This is a genomic window from Pseudobutyrivibrio sp. ACV-2, assembly GCF_900107545.1.
In the GTDB taxonomy this organism is placed as follows: Bacteria; Bacillota; Clostridia; order Lachnospirales; family Lachnospiraceae; genus Pseudobutyrivibrio.
Genome location: NZ_FNQZ01000001.1, coordinates 545,807 through 566,349 on the forward strand (window position 1 = coordinate 545,807; position 20,543 = coordinate 566,349).

The window sequence follows — 20,543 nt, forward strand, 5'->3', positions numbered from 1 at the left end:
GCCAATAATTCAGGTCCCAAAAACTAGTAAAATAATTATGTCTCGAAAACTAGTAGAATTATGCCTCAAAATCTAGTAAAAATTTATGTCTCAAAAACTAGCAAAATTATGTCTCAAAAACTAGCAAACTGGCAGGCAGCCTCACAGTTAAGGAAAGTATAACACAAAAAATTCACATCTCCTAATAATAATTTAAGCTTTTTTAGACCAAAATTTTGTAACTTTTAACGAAATCTCATCCACTGTGGTATAACAGGCGTCTTTCCACTCACGGGGAAAAGTCTTTTGGTAACTAGCGAAGCGAAGTCTTTCGTCTAACAATTCAATGATTCCCACATCATCCTTTGTCCTGATTAGTCGACCTGCAGCCTGGATTACTTTATTCATTCCAGGGTATAGATATGCATATTCAAATCCATTTTTTCCCTGTCCATCAAAGAAATCCGACATCAGCTTTCTGCTGTTTCCCACCTGCGGGAGTCCTGTACCAAGCACAACTACACCTATAAGCTTTCCGCCCACCAAATCTATTCCCTCAGAAAATATTCCTCCAAGGGTGCAAAATGCCACCATGGACTTTGTTCTTTTTGTTTCAAATTCTAGCAGGAACTCTTCCCTTTCTTGCTCCGTCATATTCTGCTGCTGGGTCAATATATCAACATCACCGGCCATAGTCTCATATTCAGCCTTCACATCCTCTATAAACTTATAGGAAGGCCCAAAAACCATGTAATTACCCATTTTGCCATCCACAGCTGCCTTGATATATTTGGCATATTTTATATACTCCTCCTGACCACGTCTGGTGTATTTACTGGTCACATCTGTACCAAGCACCAGCAAACGATTGGAAGTGTCAAAAACAGAGTCTACATAAATGGCATACACATCCTTAATGTTACACAGCAAATCCTTGTAATAATCTATTGGAAGTAATGTAGCACTAAAATAAACAGTGGCTCGTGCCATATTCAGCCTGTCCTGAAGCTGAGCAGATGGGTCTATACAAAATAGATGAAGATTAAAATTTTTATCATCATCAAAATCGCAATATATCCTGTAGTGATTATTATCCTGTTGATATGCCAGCGCAGTAAAATTTCTAAGCCTGAAATAAAAATCCAGCACCTCATCCTGATATATTCCAAACTTTACCTCTTTTTTGAAAAGCTGCTCAAAAATCATTTGCAGATTATCGCATGCAGTAAGAAGCATATCGATATCGGGAAGTACTGTGATATCATGGTCACACTGTCTTTTATATTCAAGCAAAATACGATTACATTTTTCAAGTGCATTAACAAGCTTTTTGCTGACCGGCTTTGCATATCTTTTTATAGAAAGGATCTCTTCTTTAATGAGGGTCTCTGAATACATTTCTCTGGCTCTGTCCACCATGTTGTGTGCCTCATCAATAAGAAAAATATGCTCTCCTGTTTTTCCATCGGCGAAAAATCTTTTTAGATAAACATTAGGATCAAAAACATAGTTGTAATCGCAAATAATACCTTCGCACCAGGTGCTCACATCAAGAGCCAGTTCAAAAGGACAAACCACGTATTCTTCTGCATAGCCTAAAATCACATCTCTTGTTATGACGTTTTCCTTTGTGATAATTTCATAAATTACATCATTCACCCTGTCAAAATGCCCGCGAGCGTATGGGCAGTTGTCAGGGTTACAATCCGCCTCATCACACATACACATTTTTTCTTTAGCCGTAAGCATTATAGTAAGGCCTTCATATCCTGACTCGGCCAATAATTTATAAGCATCCCTGGCAGCAATTGCAGTGGCGGTTTTAGCCGTAAGATAAAACACTCTCTCCGCCAGATTTTGTCCCAATGCCATTACCGCAGGAAATACATTTGCTATGGTTTTGCCGGTACCAGTAGGCGCCTGCATAAATAAGATTTTCCTTCTATATATGCTGCGATAAACATCCGATACCAACTTCTTTTGACCATCCCTATACTCATAGGGAAATTCAAGCCCCTGAGCAGATTGAAGCATATCCATTTTATGATTGTATTGAAAATCCACCCATTTTCTAAATATATTAATAATAGTTAAAAACCACTCTTCGATTTCACTGTATGTATAAGTATGGTTGAAGTGCTTTATTTCCTCTGTCTCAAGACTGACATATGTCATCTGCACCTCAATTTCAGGGAGATTATATTCGTTAGCTAAAATATATCCATAGCATTTTGCCTGAGCATCATGTACCAGCACAGGCTTTTCAAAGGTCATTACATCCATGTACATACCCTTGATTTCATCCACAAGCGCAGACACCACTGTGCCTTCTTCATCCATCTCAAGTACCACACCATCTGCTCTTCCTTCGATTCCAAGAGTGTAATCCTCACAATCAACCTGAAACTTAAGGGGAACCTCTGCACGATAAAAAGGACCCATAGAGCTTTGAATCTTTCTATGAATCCTACTTCCCGCCTGCATGGCCTCAAATGGGTCTACGGAGCCCCTTCTATCATCGATATCTCCCTCTCTAAGGAGAAATTCCACCAGACTCCTAACGGATATATTTATTTGTGCCTTTTCCCCCTCCGGGGTAACAAGACGTGCTACTTTCATAATACTCCTAATAAAAAAAACCTGTGAGATTACTCACAGGCTTAATTATACAATATAAAATATTATGCAACAATGAACTTCTGAACAGCTTTTTTAAGGATTGAATTATCCTGCTCGCTAATAGAAACATTCATGTCTCTCTTAATACCCATGGCAATTACACCGAGAAGTGACTTTCCATCGATATAAACCACGCCACTATGGAGATCAACATCTCCACCGCATTGTGATGCTGCCTTTACAAACTCTTCAGCGTCATTTGTGTTTTCTAATCTAATTTTAAACTTCATTATAACTTACTCCTATTACTTCAAAACAGTTCCCAAAACAGTTTTAACTTATGTATATCACCATTTTTTTGAAGTGTCAACGAGTAAACCAATCACAAAGAATCTCGTTTTTAACCATTTGAGTATTATATATCGGCAACTTATTTGTACTCACTTTGTCATTTTCGTAGATATGAATATCAGTTTCCTCTCTAAGCGTACAAATACACCTTTCGCTAATTCTAGTCAGATTTCGGTTTCCATTTTGGTAACATTTTCGTTACTTGTATACAAGCAATAATTACATTGTGTAATAATGTATTTATTCAAAAACAAAGCCCCGATGTTAAATCCACCGAGGCTTTCTACTCTTTAGTTTATTTATGAGTTTTCGACTTATTATGATTATGAATTAAACATCTCTCCATACCACTCCAGTGCTTCTACATATGCGTCATAAACAACATGCATTTCAATATCATGAAGCACCATTAGTCTGGATACTTCCTGCCAATCACCAGCTTCATAGCTAAGTAAAAATTCAAGCTGTGGAGCAAATATTCCATCACCACTTACAAGAGCTTTTTTAATCTCATTACTAACACCTACCTGCTCTAAAGCCTTTTCCATAGGCATATCTAAGATTAAATTCAATAATGAGAACAGCCCCATCAAAAACAGCTCGTCTTTTCTCATAGCATAATCAAATGCCTTTGAAAGATTTTCAGCAAATCTGGCTCTTACTAGAGAAAGTCGTGTAATTTCATTTGGCTTTCCTGCCGCCAATTCATTAAAAAGTGTGGTATTTAACCAACGTCTGATTTCTCTTTGTCCTAGAAGTGCTGTAGCCTGATTAATAGAGCGAATATTAGAATTAATAGTAAGTCTGTTTGCTATTTTTAGGAGTTCAATTGATAAAGCAGGATCCTGTGCCACTACGTTGGCTACATCCTCTAAATCAAAATCTGATTGGTTAATTACAGTCATGAGTTTCATGTAATTAATCTTGATAGGTGTAACTTCTGTGTCCTGCTTGTTTATAGGAACTCTAAAGAAGGTTCCTTCGAATATCTTATACTGTCCACATTCTTTAGCTTTGTCAAATTCTTCTTTGGTGTGGAGATTTTCTGCACAGAAAGTCATATCAGGCATTAGCTTTCTGAATGCATTTGCCTGTTCGACAATATCGCCTGCATCTGCATTAATAAGGAATAAATCAAAATCCTTAAGCATAAATTTATAGTCTTCAATGTTCTTAAGAGGCAGGTCTTTCACTCCTAGCTTAAATCCCTTTTTCTTTAAATCGAGTAACCTCTTATTATACGTCTCCTCTGGCTTTAGAGATTGATCCATCATAAGGACTATTCTGCCATCAAAACCAGTCAATTGTTGCTCAATATTAGCAAATAGCGAAATATTATTTATAGGAATAATTATTTCGCAATTAGCAACCAAATCATCTTCAGAAATACTTTCAAAAACCTCAATACCTACAATTGAGCCAGCACCATCATATTTACCTGATGCAAGCAAATGAGGGTTCTCAAACATATTCTCTTTCTGAGCATACAAGCAATAAGATGCAACAGACATGTCTTCAAAAAAAAGTGGTACCAATGTAGCTAGCATATTCCTTCTCCTTTTCAAGCCTCAAATATAGATAGTAATAACCCCAAAAATATTCTGACAGAATTGTCTGAATATTTATAAAAAAATTATATCACTCCTCATTTTTCAATTCAACGTCTAGTAGTGGAAAAATAAATCCTTTATAGCAAAAAAGGCACTATTTTTTTCAAATAATGCCTTTACAACCTAATTATTTTAATTGTCGCTCAAATCGTATTTTGTTACGTCAATAATAACGTTTTTGTTAGCCTCGAAATAAATCTCTTTTGCAGATACATCTGTATCTAAAGTGGCTGTCATTGCATATGCGCCATCCTCAAAGAACAGTTCCATGCTGAATCTATCAAGAATAATACGTACCTTTACTTCTCCATTGTTGAATGGAACCTTTGTACGTCTCTGATGAACAATGCTTCTGCGGGATCCAGAGAATTTTCTATCAAGCTTTACAATGTTCTCCTTTGGTCTAAAGATAACATCTGTATGCTTCTTAGAATCTGATGCCAAACCGATAGTAAATTTATCATAAATGTCTTCGACATTCTCAGGGTGAATAGTAATGGTCATATCTATCTGGCGGCCTTCGATTCCATCCAAGTATACACGACTTGATGGGTTGTGTCCTTCCGTATCAAGTACACTCTCATCTCCCTTAATAACAGTATTAAGGTGCTCAACCTTGTCTTTACGCATTGATTCCAATTCTCTGATTGGATTCTGATATAATCTTCCATTTTTAATCTCAAGCTCTCTTGGAACAGTCATCTGACCAAACCAAGGAAGATTTCTATCATGTGCTCCTGATGTATCCCAATTCTGCATCCAGCCAATCATTACACGACGACCATCTGGGGTTAAGATGCTCTGATGTGCATAAAAGTCAATTCCATAGTCTACTGCCTGGAAAGTCTTTGGTACAAATGTATCTGTAGCATCATCATAATCACCGATGATACAAACATTTCCATTTCCATTATGGAATTCAAATCCTTCTGGAAGCATATCCTGTGGGCTGACAAAGATAACGCCCTGTCCATCAAGCTCGAAGAAGTCTGGACATTCCCACATAAGACCATATGAGCCATCGTTTTCGGCAAATACTTTTTCAAACTCCCAGTTAAGAGCATTTTTACTCTTAAATAAGAGAAGCTGACCAAAGCCGTCATCCTTAAGATTGGCTACTAAAAGACGATAGCTTCCATCTTTTTTCTGCCAAATCTTTGGATCTCTAAAGTGCTCGACATTTCCATTTGCAGGAATTGCATCTGTTCCAAGAACAGGGTTATTAGCATACTTTTCGTAATCCTCGCCATCTCCCATGGCCAAACACTGTGTCTGGAATTCCTTAAGATGACCATTTTCAACTGTACGCTTCATAACACCTGTGTAGATAAGAAGCTGTCTTCCATCAGGAAGGCCTATAGCACTTCCTGAAAAGACGCCATCTTTATCATAGAATTCATCTGGTGCAAGCGCGCAAGTCAGATGTTCCCAATGTAGTAAATCATCACTTACAGCATGGCCCCAATGCATTGGACCCCAAGCAGCCTCATATGGATAATACTGATAAAACATGTGATACTTTCCATTATAATAGCTGAAACCGTTTGGGTCGTTCATCCAGCCTACTCTAGGAGACAAATGAAATCCCGGTCTATCCTCTTTTGAAATTAATTTAGCTAATGCCTCCTCGTATTTGCGAGCTTCTCTTAATGTCTGACTGCTCATTTTACACCTTCCTATCTAAATATTTCTAATTTGCTTCGTAGTATTTATCAAGATACTGCTGATAAATATCAAGATACTGAGCCAAGCCGTAATCATCAGCCTGTGCCAAGTATGACTTCCAAGCTCCGTCTGTCACACCATCTCTGATGAACTCAGACTTGCTTGAGTTGAAGAATGATACTAAATCTGTCTGAATACCTGAAAGCTTTTCTGTATCCTCAGATGACATAAATACTCTTGGGTAAACATACTTGCCGTGCATATCATCTGTGTAGTAATCCTTAATCCAATCTAATCTGTACTGAGCATCATCTGGGCATGTTACGTATACACCATAGTACTCATCTAAGATTGCAAGAGGTCCACCTACGCACTCTGCTTCTCTAACCTCAACTGGTGAAGCATCACCAAGTGCTGCATGCTTAAGCATCTTGTCACCATTTTCATTTTCGCCAAGCTCGAAGATATCGAAGTCATCATCTTCGCCGTATGTACCCCAGTTGTTCTGTGGAGACTGGAATGGATCATACATCTGATCAAGCCATGCACAAATAAGTGCAGGGTTCTTGCAAACGCTTGTTACTACACAACGACCTCTGTCGAAACCTGATGTAAATGAACCGTTCTGTGGAGTAACGTTTACTGTATCTGCCTTTAATGCCTTAAGTGGTACATAATCATTGATATTGTCAATGTTAGCTACATCCCAAGAGAAACATACACCGTAACGATGTGACTTACCCTTTGCTACGTATGTAGCCCAATCCTGTGTGAAGCACTCTGGATCGATAAGGCCTTCAGCATAAAGCTTGTGTAACCACTCAACACCCTTCTTAAATCCATCTGTAGTAGCTGTACAAACAACCTGTCTGTCATCATTTACTGCGATGTGCTGACCCATATCTACGTCACCGATACCATCGCCAAAACCATTTGTAAGGATGTTAGGATCCTGATCATTGATGATGCATGACATTGGAATGATGTCGCCTTCGATACCGAACTCATCCTGTAATGCCTTTGCGTTATCCTGGAATGCAATAAGAACCTGCTCGAATTCATCAACTGTTGTAGGTGTCTCAAGTCCTAAGAAATCAAGCCACTTCTGATTGATGAAGCACATGTTGTTACCAACTGTCTGAATAGCAGTCTTTTCTGAACCTAACTGCTCAATCCAAGGCAATGCCCAGATATGTCCATCTTCGTCCTCACACATTGTTCTGTACTCAGGACACTTTTCAAATACAGCTGAAAGGTTTGGCATATACTGATCAATATAATCCTCAACTGGGATAATAACGCCCTGATCTGCATATCTAAGCAAATCGTTATCGCCAAAGCCTGCGTTGAATACAAAATCTGTAAGAGTGTTAACATTTGCCATGTTAAGAGATATCTTATCTCCCCACTGGTCAGAAGAAATAGCTGTCCATTCTACATGTACGTTTGTCTCATCCTCAAGTCTCTTGAAAATTGTACGATTGTTTGGCTCTTCCTCTGTTCCTGTAGGATAACTAATCATACCTGTGATTGTTACCTTGTCAGCGAGTGGGAAGCTTAAATTTTCTGTGTCTACAGAATCTGCATTACTAGCTGACTTTGATCCTCCACCGCAGCCAGTAAATGTGCCCATGGCAAGTGTAGCTACCATGGTTGTTGCTACTAAACCTTTGAATACTTTCTTCATTTTTCTCCTCCTAATTTATATCAAACAGGTTATCCTGTTTGTTTCACTTTTATTAGCCCTTGATTGAGCCAACCATAATACCTTTATCAAAGTACTTCTGGAAGAATGGATACATAACAATAAGTGGTAAGCTTGAAATAATGATTGTTGCATATTTCAAAAGCTCTGCTAACTGTGCACGCTGTGCTGTTGACTGCATATCTGCAATCATGCCTGGGTCAGGCTGGTTCTGAATAAGAATAGATCTAAGTACAAGCTGAAGTGGCTGCTTTGAAGCAGAGTTAATATAAATCATAGCGTCAAAGTAACTGTTCCACATAGCTACGAACTGCCATAAGCAAAGAACTGCAATAACTGGTGTACATACAGGAAGCAAAATCTTGAAGAAGTAAATGATTTCATTTGCTCCATCAACCTCAGCTGCTTCTCTAAGCTCTGCTGGGATGCCCTTGTAATATGTTCTTGCGATAATCATATTCCATACTGAAAATGCACCAGGTAAAACTACTGCCCACATTGTATCAAGTAATCCCAACTTACTAATAAGAAGGTATGTAGGAATAAGTCCACCACCGAAGAACATTGTGATAATGAAAATTGTGTTAAAGAAATTCTTTCCTTTAAAATTATCAAGTGACATTGGGTATGCACAAAGCATTGTGATGAATACTGAAAGGAATGTGAATACGCATGAATAAACAACTGCGTTTTTAAATCCTACCCAAATCTGTCCATTTGAAATAACTCGCTCATAAGCTGTCAATGTCCATTTTTCCAAATCAAAGGTGATACCCTTATTCTGTAATGTGATTGGATCCATGAATGATGCAATGACTATGTAAATCATTGGAACAATAATTGCTAAAACAAATAGTCCTAAGAGAACGTAACCAGAAATAAGAAAGGTTTTATCTCCCATTGAATATCTGGCAAATTTACTTTTTTTCTTTTTTTCTTTCATTATTTACCCCCTGATTAAAGTCCCTGACCATCGTTCATTTTTTCAACGACTTTATTAACTACTACAAGAAGAATTACATTAATTACTGTATTGAAAAGTCCAACCGCTGTTGAGTAACTGTAGTTACCATCAATAAGACCTTTCTTATATACATAGGTAGCAATGATTTCTGATGCTCCAAGGTTCAAGTCTGTCTGTAATGCATATGCCTTTTCAAAACCGATACTCATGATGTTTCCGGCCTGAAGAATGAACTGGATTACAACCATGTCCTTGATTGCTGGCCACTCTACTGCTTTGATCTGCTGGAAGATATTTGCTCCATCAATCTGAGCTGCTTCCTTTAATTCCTGGCTGGCATTTGCAAGTGCTGCTGTGTACATGATTGATGCCCAACCTGCGCCCTGCCAGATACCACTTGCAATGTAGATTGGTCTAAATGCTTCTGGCAATGTAAGGAAGTTTATTGTAGTTCCAAGTGCCATGTTGAAAGGTCCTGTAACTGATAAAAGGATACGAACCATACCACAAAGGACGATTACTGATATGAAGTTTGGCATGTAAAGAACAAGCTGAATCTTTTGCTTTATTTTGCTGCTTTCGATTCTGTTAAGTAACAGTGCCAGGATAATTGGTACTGGGAAGCCCCAGAGCAATCCATAAATACTAAGCTTTAATGTATTAACCAGATATGATATGAAATCCGGTGATGATAAAAACTGTTTAAAGTAGTCAAACCCTACCCATTCGCTTCCAAGGAAGCCTTTAAATGGACTGTACTTTTCGAATGCTATCAAGATACCACCCATTGGCAGGTATCTAAATATGATAGTAAGCAACAGTGCAGGTCCTAGAAAGAAAATGTACAATCTCCAGTGCCTAATTACATAATCTCTCGTTTCACTTATTTTCCCTTTTGTTTTCATTAATCTCCTCCATTGCATATTTGCATATGCGCTTTACGTTTTTGCATATACTTACTATATCACTTTTTACATATGAGTCAATATTTTATTTCACATTTGTAACAATATTATATTTTTGCATTGTTTGTTTGTCGCATTTACACAAAAGAATTTTACATTTGACAAATTGAGCTCGATTTTTTATTATATTTAATGTGTATTGCAATTACGTGCAATTTATATATTTGCACAATATATAAATAAGGGGGACATTATGTCAGCTAAAGTTACAATTCAAGACATTGCAGATGCCCTTGGCATCTCTAGAAATACAGTTTCAAAAGCTATCAATAATACAGGAGTTCTTGCTGATTCCACCAGAGAAAAGGTTTTAGCCAAGGCTGCTGAAATGGGATACAAGCAGTTTTCATATGTAAATCCACTTAATTCTTCTATATTAGATGGTGCTTCTAAAAAGCCTATCGCTACAGGAGAAATAGCACTGTTTTCTGGCAACTTTTTGGGTAATGCCCACTTTGCTTCTACAATGCTTGATAAATTCCAAAATGAAATATCAAACTACGGCTACAGCATGACCATGCATCGTATTAGTGAGGATATTATAGATAATAAGGTATTACCTAGTTCACTCAATCTAGAGCGCACCAAAGCAATCATATGTGTTGAGATGTTTAACTATGAATATTGCAAGATGCTTTCTGAGCTGGAGGTACCTGTTCTTTTCGTCGATGCTCCATATGAAAGCTATTTTCATCCACTTAATGCAGATGTGCTTCTTATGGAAAATACATCAGGCATTTTCTCTCTCGTTGAAGCCATGAAGAATCGTGGAATAAAAGAGATAGGCTACATCGGGCAAAAATATCACTGCCGTTCATTCTTCGAGAGATATCTTTCATATTTCAATGCTATGCATCATTTCGGACTAGATATCAAAGAAGACTACATATTCACAGATATCAATCCTCACAATGAAATGTACAGACCCCGCCTTTTAGATTGTTTATCAAAGCTTGAGCACTTACCTGATTTATTCATTTGCGCTAACGATTTCGTCTGTATGGATACACTAGACTGTTTGGGACACCTCAACCTATCATGTCCAAAAGATACCCTGCTCTCTGGCTTTGATGATTCCACAGAGTCAAAGCTTATGACCCCGACATTGACTACCATTCACATTCACAGTCAGGTAATGGGTATGACTGCTGCAAACCTTATTCTTTCACGTATTCAACAGCCAGATATGAATTATAGAACTATCTATACCGAAACAAATCTCATTTACAGAGAATCAACAAGCCCTTCTAAATAATATGATAAAAAACGCAGGAGCTAATTCCTGCGTTTTCTTATCTACTATAAAATTGAAATTTTATTACTTATAATCTTCTACATCAAATTTTAAATTTCGATAATAATAATCTCTATCTTCCTCTGAGATTTTTCTAAGGATTCTACATGGGTTTCCTACCGCAATTACATTGTCAGGCAAATCTTTTGTCACCACACTTCCAGCTCCAATTACAACATTATTTCCTATAGTGACCCCCGGCATTATGCAGGTGTTTCCACCAATCCAAACATTATCTCCAATAGTAATAGGTATTCCGTATTCATAACCAGAATTTCTTGAATCGGGATGAATAGGATGACCTGCAGTGTATATAGATACATTAGGGGCAATCTGAGCGTTATCACCTATTTTGACTTTGCCTACATCAAGAATAGTAAGATTGTAATTTGCAAAAAAGTTCTCTCCAACCTCGATATTGTAGCCATAGTCACAACGAAAAGGCGCTTCTACATTGATTATATTTCCCGTTTTACCAAGGATTTCTTTTATCAGGGCATCTTTAGCCTTTTCATATTCTGGTTCAAGATTATTATATTTAAAAATTTTCTTTTTGTTTTCCAAGCGTTCTTCACTGAGACCATCCATCCATGCTTTATATGGCAATCCTGAAAGCATTCTCTCTTTTTGATTCATTAGTATCTCCTTTTAAATATCTGCTAATTGAATTTCTCTGACATCCTCATGAGGATTAACCTTTGCCAATCCAATGTGTGTAATTTTCGCATCAATGGATTTAAAATCCTGCATTACTTTGACCGCTTCTATCATTTGCTCTTTGGATAGAGTTTTAGCTATAGTTATATGTGGTAGCCAAGATAATGGCCTGTAATAATTGCTGATTGTAGTTTCAGGTATATTTGAAAAGCCATCATATAAACACCTGCTTGTTTCATACAAATATTCATTTAGATACGGGGCCACATATATGACATATGGCATTAACTGTCCTACGGTAATTATTGAAATGTTCCCTCGTGAAAGCTTATTTGTAAGAGCTTCAAAAGGCGGAATAAGAACCTCCACAGATCGAGCCTCTATAGCTGAAAACGTCAAGTGCGGTGGTACATTATGTGATATCATAAAATCATTTCCAGTGACCTCAGCCACTTTGTTTATGTAGTTTTTGAGTATTTTGTTTGTGGTTTTATCAAAATAGGCTGATATCAGAAACATCTTGATTCCTCTAAGTAATTAACACCTTTCTTGGATTAATTATAGCTAATATTTCAAACTGAAAAAAGCCCCATACTCTAAGCATAGGGCTTCATTTGCGTTATCTATCTTATAATATTTTAAGCAAGCTTACATCCAACTATAGTCTCCTCCAGTGACAGCAAGAGAAAGTAAAGCATCCATCTTTTCTATTTCTTCTTCACCTCTAACCACTGAAATAAGTTTTGCTGTTTCTGACGCTACAGGCATTTCTTCATCGGGGCCTATTTCCATATTTGGCTGTTCACCACAATATGGACAGACCAGAGTTGGTCCAACCTGAATTGATAAAAATCTATTGGCACATTCACTACATTCATAAAATCCTGCAAGGCTTGTGCCGTCTGGTACATAATACATTACTAAAACTCCTCTTCTATTTCTGTTATGGCACATTTACCGCAAAGCTGACCTACAAATTCTTCCATATAAAAGAACTCTTCATTAAAATATGTATCAAAGTCATTGATGGCTCCAGCCAGAGTAAACGGCTTTCCACAGTTTTTACATTTTCTCATTAGAGACATCGCCACTTCATCATCTTCCACTTGGTAATCCTCGTGTTCCATGTCTCCCTGCTCGTATCCCTCCAGTGAATGGATGGACAGATATTCGTCTGAAGGCTTTAATTCTCCATTTATTTCCGAAAAAAATCCCATATTTCCTCTCTCGTAATATATGACTTTTGTGAGTCTAATATTATTTAAAACAAAAATCTTTTCTTATATGGCTCTACATTCATTGAAAGAACTGTGTAGCCTGTCTCAACAATTGCTGCGACAATCTGGTTTTCTTCAGGCTGATTATTGGAGATAAATGTACTTTCACCAGTCTTATGTGAGCTTTTTACTTTTTTAGCATCAGGAACAATTTTTCTGATAACATCATTTACATGTGACTCACACATATTACACATCATGCCATCAATTTTTAGTACTATTTTTACCATAACTACCTACTTTCTATTACCTTTTGTGCTTATATTTATAGACTAACTGCCATATTAATGCAGAAATAAGAATTAAAATAGCGAGAATTTGTTTTGCGGTCATACCACATACCCCCTCTTCTAATATCTTGTGTCTATATTATAGCATCTATAGTTAGGAATGTCTAACTCACTTTTTGATAGGGGCAGCGTAAATTTGTTGAACAAACACTAGCAAAATTAAAACATAAACCTAGCATTTAAATGACACCAAACTAATCAATCCATCCTCTTCTCAAACCTAAACATCCCATCCGGGAACTGCTCGTCCTCTTCAAAGTGATTATCACGCATGCCAAATTCTTCCAATGCACCGTAGTTGAAAGCTTCCTGGTTGTCCTTTATAAATTTCTCTCTGTCTGATTGTTGTAATGGTGTTAATGTAACCATAGTTTTCCCTTTTGCTGATGAATCCGCGCTATTCACTCCCCATCATTCCTATAAAATAAATAACAAAATGATAATAGGTAATGCCTTTCTGTAATCTCTATTCACAAAGATATATGCTGCGCCAAATAGAAATCCACTAAGCATCGCAAAAATTCCAATCACGATACTGCCCTTAGATACAATGTGTGATAATCCCCATACTATTCCTAGCACTATGCCGCCATAAGGGATAGAGTCTTTGACAAACCATTTTTCATATGCCTTCTGTCCATATACTATTACCAGTGATATTAAGAATCCTTCGGCTAAATAGTATAGATATTGGAATGCAAACAATAATGGCGCTTTAGAATTCCATTCAATCAAAACCTTGAACCCATTCCAGTCCATGTACTTGGCAATGATATTAATAACAAATGTTAAACAGATTGCGATATACTGCCATTTCTTTAAGCCTTCCCTGTGCTCCCAAATATCAAATCCAGTTGTTTTCTTTCCTATATATATGACTAAAAATCCGGCACAAATCCAAAGTATCGTTGTTAATCCCCAATGAACAATATTTTGCAAATCTGTATAGTTTCCTGTGTCTATTCCTATCTTTCCCTCGATAAAAACTAATAACAGCTCAATTGCAAATGCTGCGCATACATACAACGCGCACCATAAATAATCAAAACCCACTCCAACTCTCTCTTTCATCTTAACACCATCTTCTTATTTATTTTTGTAAAATCGATTTGATTGGAAAAACATATAACTTTTACCTTTGCAGCACTTTAGTCGTTTACATAGCCTGTCTTATCTGATCAATTAAAGTAATATCTGCAGGTAACCACTCTACAGAATCCAGCTCATCTTTAGTAAGCCATTTGGCAGCCTCAGCTTCTAATAGTTTCAACTCTCCAGATTCTACTTCACACCAAAAGCAATCCATTGAAAGATGAAATGTTGGATAATCGTACTCGATAGTATCAATCAAATCTCCAACCTTGACAGTAGCCTCTAGCTCTTCTTGGATTTCCCTTACTACGGCTTCCTGAGGGGTTTCACCTTCTTCAATTTTTCCACCGGGAAACTCCCAGCCACCTTTAAAATCACCATAGCCCCTGGCTGTAGAAAAGATTTTTGTTTTGTTTTCAATGGAATCGCATATTACCGCTGCTACTACACGAATTGTTTTCATATTACACCTCTCCAACTAAATAATCATAAACAAAAAATCTTGTCTCAATTTATTGAGATTTCCGAATGCATTTTCCTATTTTGCATTCGGAAACCTATACATACAAGCAAGTACAACTACAGTTGGTCATACTTATCAGCCTTGCCCCTAGCCTTCTCCACAGGATACTTAGCTTCATTCTGGTCCATCTTTTTATTAATAATCTCATCTGGATCTACCCCAAGCTTATCTGCCAAGTTTTGGCAATATACCATTACGTCAGCAAGCTCTTCTTTTACATGCTCTAAATCATACTCATCGTCGTTCCACTGAAAACATTCAAGTAGCTCTGCCGCTTCTATCACAATAGATTTCGCAAGATGAACTGGCGCATGAAACTGATCCCAGTCTCTGTCCTCTGTAAATTTTCTAATTCGTTTAATTGTCTGTTCTGTCATCCTCATCAGTACCTACTCTAGCTTACTTATCTTTATAGTTTTCTCACTTTACTTTAATCTTTCTCTTTTCATCAAATGTAAATGTCCGTATTCTTTCTAGCATATTTGCCCCTCATATACAGAATACCCTCCTGTACATACTATATCTAGTATATCACAGGAGGGTAAAATATTGGACGATTTATGCAATTAAAGACGAGTCAAAATGAGGCAATGTCGGTCACATAGCTTATTTTTCAAAATCCGGTTTCCAACCAGCAAACTGAACAAGCTGTGCATCAGTTCTGTGATAATATCTCTCGTTCTTATCAAGCTTAGCAATTTCTGCCATTTCTTCATCTATAAGCTTAAAATCGAGAATATCTAAATTATCCTTGATGTGGTCCACATTTTTACTTCCTGGGATAACAACAAAACCCATCTGCGTATGCCAGCGAAGAATAATCTGTGCAGATGACTTGCCATATTTCTTACCCAGTTCTGCAAATACAGGCTCGTTGATAAGAGACTTGTCACCATGGCCAAGTGGATACCAGCTCATGAGCTTGATGTCATATTTATCCAAAGTCTTGCGAAGCTCTGTCTGTGTAAAATATGGATGTGCTTCTACCTGAATAAACTTAGGAACAATTTCCCACTTAGTCTGAAGTTCTTCGATATACTTTCCTTCGAAATTTGAAATGCCGATAGCCTTAGCCTTACCTTCTTTGTATGCTTTCTCAAGCTGTCTGTATCCTGCAAGCCAATTTCCAGCAGGCTGGTGGATGTATAATAAATCCACATAGTCAACACCAAGGCGCTCCAAGGTTTCGTCTACCGCATTTACGTTTTCATATTCTGAAGGCCAAAGCTTAGTTGATAAAAATACATCCTTTCTATCTACTCCACTTTCCTTGATTCCTCTACCTACAGCACGCTCATTTACATAAGCATTTGCTGTATCTACTAATCTATAGCCCATCTTAAGAGCTTCACGCACACTATTTTGCGCATCAGCAGGTGATAGCATAAATGTTCCAATTCCCACTACTGGGCACTCCAATTTGTTATTTAATACGATGTTTTCCATTGTAAAATCCTCCTTAATATGTTGATGCTCTGGAACTTGTAAACTTCCAGCTTCCATTTTCTTTTCTAAGAGTAAAGTCTCCCTGCAATCTCCAGCTTCCTTTTCCACCTCCATAGACTGCAGCAACTACCCTGCTTTTACCAATCATGGTTGCCTCATCACCATGAACACTTACTATTATTTCATCATGATCAGCTGAATAATAATTAAAAGTGCCATTATCTAATCCCTTCAGAAACTCATCAGCGGACTGTTTCACCCCGGTCATATGATAAAGACAATAGTCTGTAGACATAAGACTTCTGAGACCTTCTATATTTTTCTCAATCATATAGTGCCAATAGTCTTTATATAATTCTGTGATTTTTTCTTCTTCACGCATATCTATTCCTTCTGTTCTGCTGGATCCAGCATCTTAATTACCTTAGCAGGTACACCACCTACTACTGCATATGCAGGTACATCTTTTGTAACAACAGCTCCCGCTCCAACAACTGCATATTCTCCGATGGTTACGCCAGGACAGATAGTTACATTAAGGCCAAGCCATGCATTTTTCTTTACAGTGACTTTTCCATAGGTATATTTCGTGTGACGCTCGTTCACATCATGATTAATCGTTGCAATTCTAAGTCCAGGTGCAGCCATAACACCATCCTCAAATTCTATTACACCTGATGCTGAAAGAATTGCAGAATGATTGATAAACACACCCTTACCGAACATTACCGTATTTCCGAAGTCACAGGTAAATGGCGTAAGGATTCTTACATCATCAAGCTTTCTACCAAAGAGCTCTTCAAGGTAACCCACATAAGATGGATCATCCGGCATGCAGGCATTCGCCTTTGCACAAAGAGTTCTGGCTCTCATCATTTCATCAACTGCATCCTTAAAATAAGGCTCTCTATTATCTGTAGGACCACCATGGGCCATTAATTCAAAAACATATCCTTTTTTGTAATCCACTAATCTATCCTCCGTTTCTATCTCTTTACATTAATCCATTTGCCGCAAACCACTGTTCCACGGATGCTTTTACATTTGTAGCTTGGCTACCTGTGATTGCAAGACCACTTTTCACCTCTGCGCCACTAGCATATTTTTTTACATCGCGTTCACTAGAGCCCATTCCGCTTCCCTCGTTTGTGCAAAGAGGAAGGATTGTTTTTCCTGAGAAATCGTATCTCTCTAGAAATGTTGCAACAGCCATTGGAAATGTTCCCCAGTAATTTGGATAAGCAAGCACAATGGTGTTGTATTCATCTATGCTGTCTATATAATTTGTAAGCTCCGGGCGAGCATTTTCTCTTAAATCTTTCTTAGCTTCATCAATACAGGTCATGTACACCGGTGAATAAGGATTTAACATCTCAATTTTGAATGTATCCGCATCTATCAGTTCCTTCATATGGTTAACAACGATTTCTGTGTTACCAACCTTTACATATCTCATTGCTCCGCCAAAATAATTTTCATCCGCTCTTGAGAAGAAAGCGATTAATGTTTTTGCCATTTGAATTTCCTCCATTTAGATTTTCTATCAATATCTGTTATTCCCAATTGGTTTTGTTCTTTGTTGTTTACATTATCTCACGTCGGTTTTATAATATCCAATAGAAACATTAGATAGTTGATTTAATTTTTAAATATCAGAGGAGTGCTATGACAACAAAACAGATAGATTATTGTATAGAACTGTCTCGTACAGAGAGCTTTTCCAGAGGTGCTGAGAATATGTTTGTAAGCCAGCCTACATTTTCATATCAGATAAAACTTCTTGAAGAGGAAGTTGGATTTGAGATTTTTGTTAGAAATGGAAAAGGGGCTACTCTTACTCCTGCCGGTCAGCAGTTTGTAACCTACCTTTCAAATATGCGCGAAGAGATGAAAAAAGCCATCGAACAGGGCCAGAACTTCAGTGCAAAATACAAAGAAAACATCACTATAAGTATATCAGTACGACAGGCTCTCTACTTCCTGCCAGAAGCAATCAAGGTATTTGAAAAGGAAGCACCAGGTACTCAAATTACACCACGATTCCAGTACGGAAATAGTATGGATAGCTTTCTTAAAAATGAATCAGATGTTGTATTTGCCTTAGAAGAACAGACAAAACAGCTTGCAGGCACCACTGTCCACAAGCTGTTTCAAAGTCATATTTATTTAATTTGTGATAAGAATGATCCTCTTGCAGAAAAAAATCTCATAACTGATGAAGACATTTATGGACGCACTCTTATGGTAGGTGGCGGGTCACCGGCACTTCTCCGCTCTGTTCAGCAAAAGCTTATTTCATCAGGTAAGATTGAATATTTTAATAGTCCAGATCATGACACCACACTTACTAACGTTGCTTCCGGTAAAGGAATCTGTCTGGCTCCCGGTTTTCTTAACGACCACAGCGGACAGTTTGCATGGATTCCCTATGACTGCGACGATACTTTCTCCTGTGTTTTATGCACTCACAAAGCAGATCAACGTCAAAGCCTTGATACTTTTATTAAAGTGTTACAAAAGTTATATAACGAAGCAGTTGCCTTTCCGCTATAAGGCACTGCTTTTCATTTCATTATATTTGGCATTGGCAGCTTCGCTTGCTTTCTTTTCCCGCCATTTATCTACATTGCTGCAAATAGCAAAGTGCCTCTTCCACTATAAATTCTGCAAATCCTAATGCATATAGCCTAAGCGGCTATAATATCCTTTAATTTATCATAATAATGCAATACTCTATCAGGTATATTCTGATCAATTTTTTCTAGCTTATTACCACATATCATATCATCAATTGATACGTTTAATAAATCGCTCAGAGCATATAAATTGTCAATAGAAGGAAGGCAGCTTCCGTTAAGCCAGTGATATATACTCTGTACACATGCAAGGCCTAAATATTCTTGAATATCATTGACTGAATATCCATTTGCTTCCATGAGCATTCGGATTTTTTCACCAGTTTTAATTTTATCTATGATGGGATACATTTAAGTGCCTCCTTTCAAAAATAGCCTACAATACAGCCATGAGGATTACTAAAGACCAACCAGCTTAACATCTAAAACCTGTGTCATGGATTTCAGCACATCTCTATGCCTAAATAAAAGTTATCAATTATCAGTTAGTAATTTATATGAAAAAGGTTAACAATTCAAGATTGATCAAATACAAATAATAGAAAACAGTTAAATATGCATGGTCATTATGACCATCTCCTGTTATGGGATCCGGAAGTAGGATTCGAACCTACAACATAAGGTATTTACTACCTTTGCGCTACCATTGCGCCATTCTGGAAGTCCTTACTCTTTAATTTGCTATAAAGAATAACTTGATTGTAACTTAACCCTGTTACAGGGAAGCTGGGTTTATAGTTTACGTATTGCAGGCAAAAGCGTTATATTTCTATAAAAGTTGTCGCGTTAGAAACCTTTATCTGAGTATCAAGCTCAGATAGTAGTGTATCTCTTTTCTCCTTGAGTAAAGAAATCTTTTCCTTAATATTTAAAGGATCAACAAGCTCAGTTGTATTTTCCTTAACATATGTATCTACAACCTCAAGAGGCTTATCATCCTTTACTTTCGTATCTTTTCCTAGTATTGACATTCTCATACTTTCAGCAGTACTTTGAAGCTGACTATTTTTCAACTCAATTTGGGTTAAACAATTATTTAATTCTTCTTCCATTTTTTCTTGTAAATTATATTCAAAATCAAGGCTTGAATCATATATATCACTATTTCTCAATCTGCTTCTAAGAGATATAGCACCTGCTACAGTATACTCACCATAAGATGTTTTAATTACTGTCGCTGCATTAGAAGCAACGATGGCAGAATCAATTTTCTGATAACGAATAATTAAGTCCTCAATCTGCTGATAAGCGCTCTGTGCATTCTTTGCAAATTCATCCTTTTGTATTCTTCCATCAAAAACCTTTTCTTCATTATGTTTAATACTATCGACAAAGCTTGCTTTAGCAATCTTGTCTGAAATCTTTTTTACAAGTAAATCTCTCTCATCAAGAGCCTGTGTAACTAACATTTTTTCTGACATAATCTTCCCTCCTAGAACCATTTTTCTTACCTATAATATTGTCTCACGG

Annotated in this window: 24 protein-coding genes and 1 tRNA gene; 2 read left to right on the plus strand and 23 right to left on the minus strand. The window is 37.2% G+C overall.

Features of this window, described 5'->3' with window-relative positions; genetic code table 11:
- Positions 1-192: 192 nt before the first annotated feature.
- The 7 genes from BLV53_RS02470 to BLV53_RS02500 all read right to left on the minus strand — a co-directional run bounded on the left by BLV53_RS02470 (position 193) and on the right by BLV53_RS02500 (position 9,798).
- The gene (locus BLV53_RS02470) at positions 193-2,598 is read right to left on the minus strand and encodes an ATP-dependent DNA helicase (RefSeq protein WP_090296588.1); all 2,406 of its coding nucleotides are present in this window, start codon (positions 2,596-2,598) and stop codon (positions 193-195) included.
- A 62-nt stretch (positions 2,599-2,660) separates the two neighbouring features.
- Positions 2,661-2,888 carry an HPr family phosphocarrier protein gene (locus BLV53_RS02475; protein WP_090296591.1) on the minus strand — a complete coding sequence of 76 codons (228 nt, stop codon included), beginning with the start codon at positions 2,886-2,888 and terminating at the stop codon, positions 2,661-2,663.
- A 384-nt stretch (positions 2,889-3,272) separates the two neighbouring features.
- Entirely contained in the window at positions 3,273-4,496 is a 1,224-nt protein-coding gene (locus BLV53_RS02480; protein ID WP_090296594.1) for an EAL and HDOD domain-containing protein, read from the minus strand.
- 195 nt (positions 4,497-4,691) lie between these two features.
- Complete coding sequence (locus BLV53_RS02485; protein WP_090296597.1) at positions 4,692-6,224, minus strand: glycoside hydrolase family 32 protein; 1,533 nt, start codon at positions 6,222-6,224, stop codon at positions 4,692-4,694.
- Between the two features lie 25 nt (positions 6,225-6,249).
- Positions 6,250-7,911 (minus strand): extracellular solute-binding protein, encoded by a 1,662-nt coding sequence (locus BLV53_RS02490; protein ID WP_090296600.1) that lies wholly within the window; start codon positions 7,909-7,911, stop codon positions 6,250-6,252.
- 52 nt (positions 7,912-7,963) lie between these two features.
- Complete coding sequence (locus BLV53_RS02495; protein WP_090296602.1) at positions 7,964-8,872, minus strand: carbohydrate ABC transporter permease; 909 nt, start codon at positions 8,870-8,872, stop codon at positions 7,964-7,966.
- 14 nt (positions 8,873-8,886) lie between these two features.
- Entirely contained in the window at positions 8,887-9,798 is a 912-nt protein-coding gene (locus tag BLV53_RS02500) for an ABC transporter permease (RefSeq protein WP_242879023.1), read from the minus strand.
- A gap of 253 nt (positions 9,799-10,051) precedes the next feature.
- On the opposite strand from BLV53_RS02500, the gene BLV53_RS02505 reads away from it, so the two are divergent.
- The gene (locus BLV53_RS02505; RefSeq protein WP_090296607.1) at positions 10,052-11,113 is read left to right on the plus strand and encodes a LacI family DNA-binding transcriptional regulator; all 1,062 of its coding nucleotides are present in this window, start codon (positions 10,052-10,054) and stop codon (positions 11,111-11,113) included.
- 63 nt (positions 11,114-11,176) lie between these two features.
- On the opposite strand, the gene BLV53_RS02510 is transcribed toward BLV53_RS02505, so the two are convergent.
- The 13 genes from BLV53_RS02510 to BLV53_RS02570 form a co-directional block, all read right to left on the minus strand.
- Positions 11,177-11,788 carry a sugar O-acetyltransferase gene (locus tag BLV53_RS02510; RefSeq protein ID WP_090296610.1) on the minus strand — a complete coding sequence of 204 codons (612 nt, stop codon included), beginning with the start codon at positions 11,786-11,788 and terminating at the stop codon, positions 11,177-11,179.
- Between the two features lie 12 nt (positions 11,789-11,800).
- Positions 11,801-12,328: a 2'-5' RNA ligase family protein gene (locus BLV53_RS02515; protein WP_090296612.1), complete on the minus strand. Its 528-nt coding sequence runs from the start codon at positions 12,326-12,328 to the stop codon at positions 11,801-11,803.
- Between the two features lie 129 nt (positions 12,329-12,457).
- Positions 12,458-12,727, minus strand: coding sequence for a hypothetical protein (locus BLV53_RS02520; RefSeq protein WP_090296615.1), 270 nt, complete (start codon positions 12,725-12,727; stop codon positions 12,458-12,460).
- Positions 12,728-12,729: 2 nt separating this feature from the next.
- Positions 12,730-13,026: a hypothetical protein gene (locus BLV53_RS02525; protein WP_090296617.1), complete on the minus strand. Its 297-nt coding sequence runs from the start codon at positions 13,024-13,026 to the stop codon at positions 12,730-12,732.
- Positions 13,027-13,070: 44 nt separating this feature from the next.
- A complete protein-coding gene (locus BLV53_RS02530; RefSeq protein WP_090296620.1) occupies positions 13,071-13,316 on the minus strand; it encodes a heavy-metal-associated domain-containing protein in 246 nt (81 codons plus the stop codon).
- 258 nt (positions 13,317-13,574) lie between these two features.
- Complete coding sequence (locus tag BLV53_RS02535) at positions 13,575-13,745, minus strand: hypothetical protein (protein ID WP_242879024.1); 171 nt, start codon at positions 13,743-13,745, stop codon at positions 13,575-13,577.
- 48 nt (positions 13,746-13,793) lie between these two features.
- Positions 13,794-14,447, minus strand: coding sequence for a hypothetical protein (locus BLV53_RS02540; RefSeq protein WP_090296624.1), 654 nt, complete (start codon positions 14,445-14,447; stop codon positions 13,794-13,796).
- Between the two features lie 85 nt (positions 14,448-14,532).
- Positions 14,533-14,931, minus strand: coding sequence for a (deoxy)nucleoside triphosphate pyrophosphohydrolase (locus tag BLV53_RS02545; RefSeq protein WP_090296627.1), 399 nt, complete (start codon positions 14,929-14,931; stop codon positions 14,533-14,535).
- Between the two features lie 116 nt (positions 14,932-15,047).
- Positions 15,048-15,368: a nucleotide pyrophosphohydrolase gene (locus tag BLV53_RS02550; RefSeq protein WP_090296756.1), complete on the minus strand. Its 321-nt coding sequence runs from the start codon at positions 15,366-15,368 to the stop codon at positions 15,048-15,050.
- Positions 15,369-15,597: 229 nt separating this feature from the next.
- Complete coding sequence (locus BLV53_RS02555) at positions 15,598-16,437, minus strand: aldo/keto reductase (protein ID WP_090296629.1); 840 nt, start codon at positions 16,435-16,437, stop codon at positions 15,598-15,600.
- A gap of 13 nt (positions 16,438-16,450) precedes the next feature.
- Positions 16,451-16,819: a nuclear transport factor 2 family protein gene (locus BLV53_RS02560; protein ID WP_090296630.1), complete on the minus strand. Its 369-nt coding sequence runs from the start codon at positions 16,817-16,819 to the stop codon at positions 16,451-16,453.
- A gap of 2 nt (positions 16,820-16,821) precedes the next feature.
- Positions 16,822-17,406, minus strand: coding sequence for a DapH/DapD/GlmU-related protein (locus BLV53_RS17690; RefSeq protein ID WP_090296632.1), 585 nt, complete (start codon positions 17,404-17,406; stop codon positions 16,822-16,824).
- 25 nt (positions 17,407-17,431) lie between these two features.
- Positions 17,432-17,953 (minus strand): flavodoxin, encoded by a 522-nt coding sequence (locus tag BLV53_RS02570; RefSeq protein ID WP_170830730.1) that lies wholly within the window; start codon positions 17,951-17,953, stop codon positions 17,432-17,434.
- A gap of 149 nt (positions 17,954-18,102) precedes the next feature.
- On the opposite strand from BLV53_RS02570, the gene BLV53_RS02575 reads away from it, so the two are divergent.
- Complete coding sequence (locus BLV53_RS02575) at positions 18,103-18,990, plus strand: LysR family transcriptional regulator (RefSeq protein ID WP_090296637.1); 888 nt, start codon at positions 18,103-18,105, stop codon at positions 18,988-18,990.
- Between the two features lie 134 nt (positions 18,991-19,124).
- Here the strand turns inward: BLV53_RS02575 and BLV53_RS02580 are convergent, their stop codons facing one another.
- The 3 genes from BLV53_RS02580 to BLV53_RS02590 all read right to left on the minus strand — a co-directional run bounded on the left by BLV53_RS02580 (position 19,125) and on the right by BLV53_RS02590 (position 20,494).
- Entirely contained in the window at positions 19,125-19,424 is a 300-nt protein-coding gene (locus BLV53_RS02580; RefSeq protein WP_090296640.1) for a helix-turn-helix domain-containing protein, read from the minus strand.
- 238 nt (positions 19,425-19,662) lie between these two features.
- A tRNA-Leu gene (locus tag BLV53_RS02585) sits at positions 19,663-19,734 on the minus strand.
- A 100-nt stretch (positions 19,735-19,834) separates the two neighbouring features.
- Complete coding sequence (locus BLV53_RS02590; protein WP_090296643.1) at positions 19,835-20,494, minus strand: hypothetical protein; 660 nt, start codon at positions 20,492-20,494, stop codon at positions 19,835-19,837.
- Positions 20,495-20,543 lie beyond the last annotated feature (49 nt).

Bases quoted from the DNA above. Each gene is read 5' to 3' on its own strand.
- BLV53_RS02470 (WP_090296588.1), bottom strand. From the start codon at position 2,598: ATGAAAGTAGCACGTCTTGTTACCCCGGAGGGGGAAAAGGCACAAATA.
- BLV53_RS02475 (WP_090296591.1), bottom strand. From the start codon at position 2,888: ATGAAGTTTAAAATTAGATTAGAAAACACAAATGACGCTGAAGAGTTT.
- BLV53_RS02480 (WP_090296594.1), bottom strand. From the start codon at position 4,496: ATGCTAGCTACATTGGTACCACTTTTTTTTGAAGACATGTCTGTTGCA.
- BLV53_RS02485 (WP_090296597.1), bottom strand. From the start codon at position 6,224: ATGAGCAGTCAGACATTAAGAGAAGCTCGCAAATACGAGGAGGCATTA.
- BLV53_RS02490 (WP_090296600.1), bottom strand. From the start codon at position 7,911: ATGAAGAAAGTATTCAAAGGTTTAGTAGCAACAACCATGGTAGCTACA.
- BLV53_RS02495 (WP_090296602.1), bottom strand. From the start codon at position 8,872: ATGAAAGAAAAAAAGAAAAAAAGTAAATTTGCCAGATATTCAATGGGA.
- BLV53_RS02500 (WP_242879023.1), bottom strand. From the start codon at position 9,798: ATGAAAACAAAAGGGAAAATAAGTGAAACGAGAGATTATGTAATTAGG.
- BLV53_RS02505 (WP_090296607.1), top strand. From the start codon at position 10,052: ATGTCAGCTAAAGTTACAATTCAAGACATTGCAGATGCCCTTGGCATC.
- BLV53_RS02510 (WP_090296610.1), bottom strand. From the start codon at position 11,788: ATGAATCAAAAAGAGAGAATGCTTTCAGGATTGCCATATAAAGCATGG.
- BLV53_RS02515 (WP_090296612.1), bottom strand. From the start codon at position 12,328: ATGTTTCTGATATCAGCCTATTTTGATAAAACCACAAACAAAATACTC.
- BLV53_RS02520 (WP_090296615.1), bottom strand. From the start codon at position 12,727: ATGTATTATGTACCAGACGGCACAAGCCTTGCAGGATTTTATGAATGT.
- BLV53_RS02525 (WP_090296617.1), bottom strand. From the start codon at position 13,026: ATGGGATTTTTTTCGGAAATAAATGGAGAATTAAAGCCTTCAGACGAA.
- BLV53_RS02530 (WP_090296620.1), bottom strand. From the start codon at position 13,316: ATGGTAAAAATAGTACTAAAAATTGATGGCATGATGTGTAATATGTGT.
- BLV53_RS02535 (WP_242879024.1), bottom strand. From the start codon at position 13,745: ATGGTTACATTAACACCATTACAACAATCAGACAGAGAGAAATTTATA.
- BLV53_RS02540 (WP_090296624.1), bottom strand. From the start codon at position 14,447: ATGAAAGAGAGAGTTGGAGTGGGTTTTGATTATTTATGGTGCGCGTTG.
- BLV53_RS02545 (WP_090296627.1), bottom strand. From the start codon at position 14,931: ATGAAAACAATTCGTGTAGTAGCAGCGGTAATATGCGATTCCATTGAA.
- BLV53_RS02550 (WP_090296756.1), bottom strand. From the start codon at position 15,368: ATGACAGAACAGACAATTAAACGAATTAGAAAATTTACAGAGGACAGA.
- BLV53_RS02555 (WP_090296629.1), bottom strand. From the start codon at position 16,437: ATGGAAAACATCGTATTAAATAACAAATTGGAGTGCCCAGTAGTGGGA.
- BLV53_RS02560 (WP_090296630.1), bottom strand. From the start codon at position 16,819: ATGCGTGAAGAAGAAAAAATCACAGAATTATATAAAGACTATTGGCAC.
- BLV53_RS02570 (WP_170830730.1), bottom strand. From the start codon at position 17,953: ATGGCAAAAACATTAATCGCTTTCTTCTCAAGAGCGGATGAAAATTAT.
- BLV53_RS02575 (WP_090296637.1), top strand. From the start codon at position 18,103: ATGACAACAAAACAGATAGATTATTGTATAGAACTGTCTCGTACAGAG.
- BLV53_RS02580 (WP_090296640.1), bottom strand. From the start codon at position 19,424: ATGTATCCCATCATAGATAAAATTAAAACTGGTGAAAAAATCCGAATG.
- BLV53_RS02590 (WP_090296643.1), bottom strand. From the start codon at position 20,494: ATGTCAGAAAAAATGTTAGTTACACAGGCTCTTGATGAGAGAGATTTA.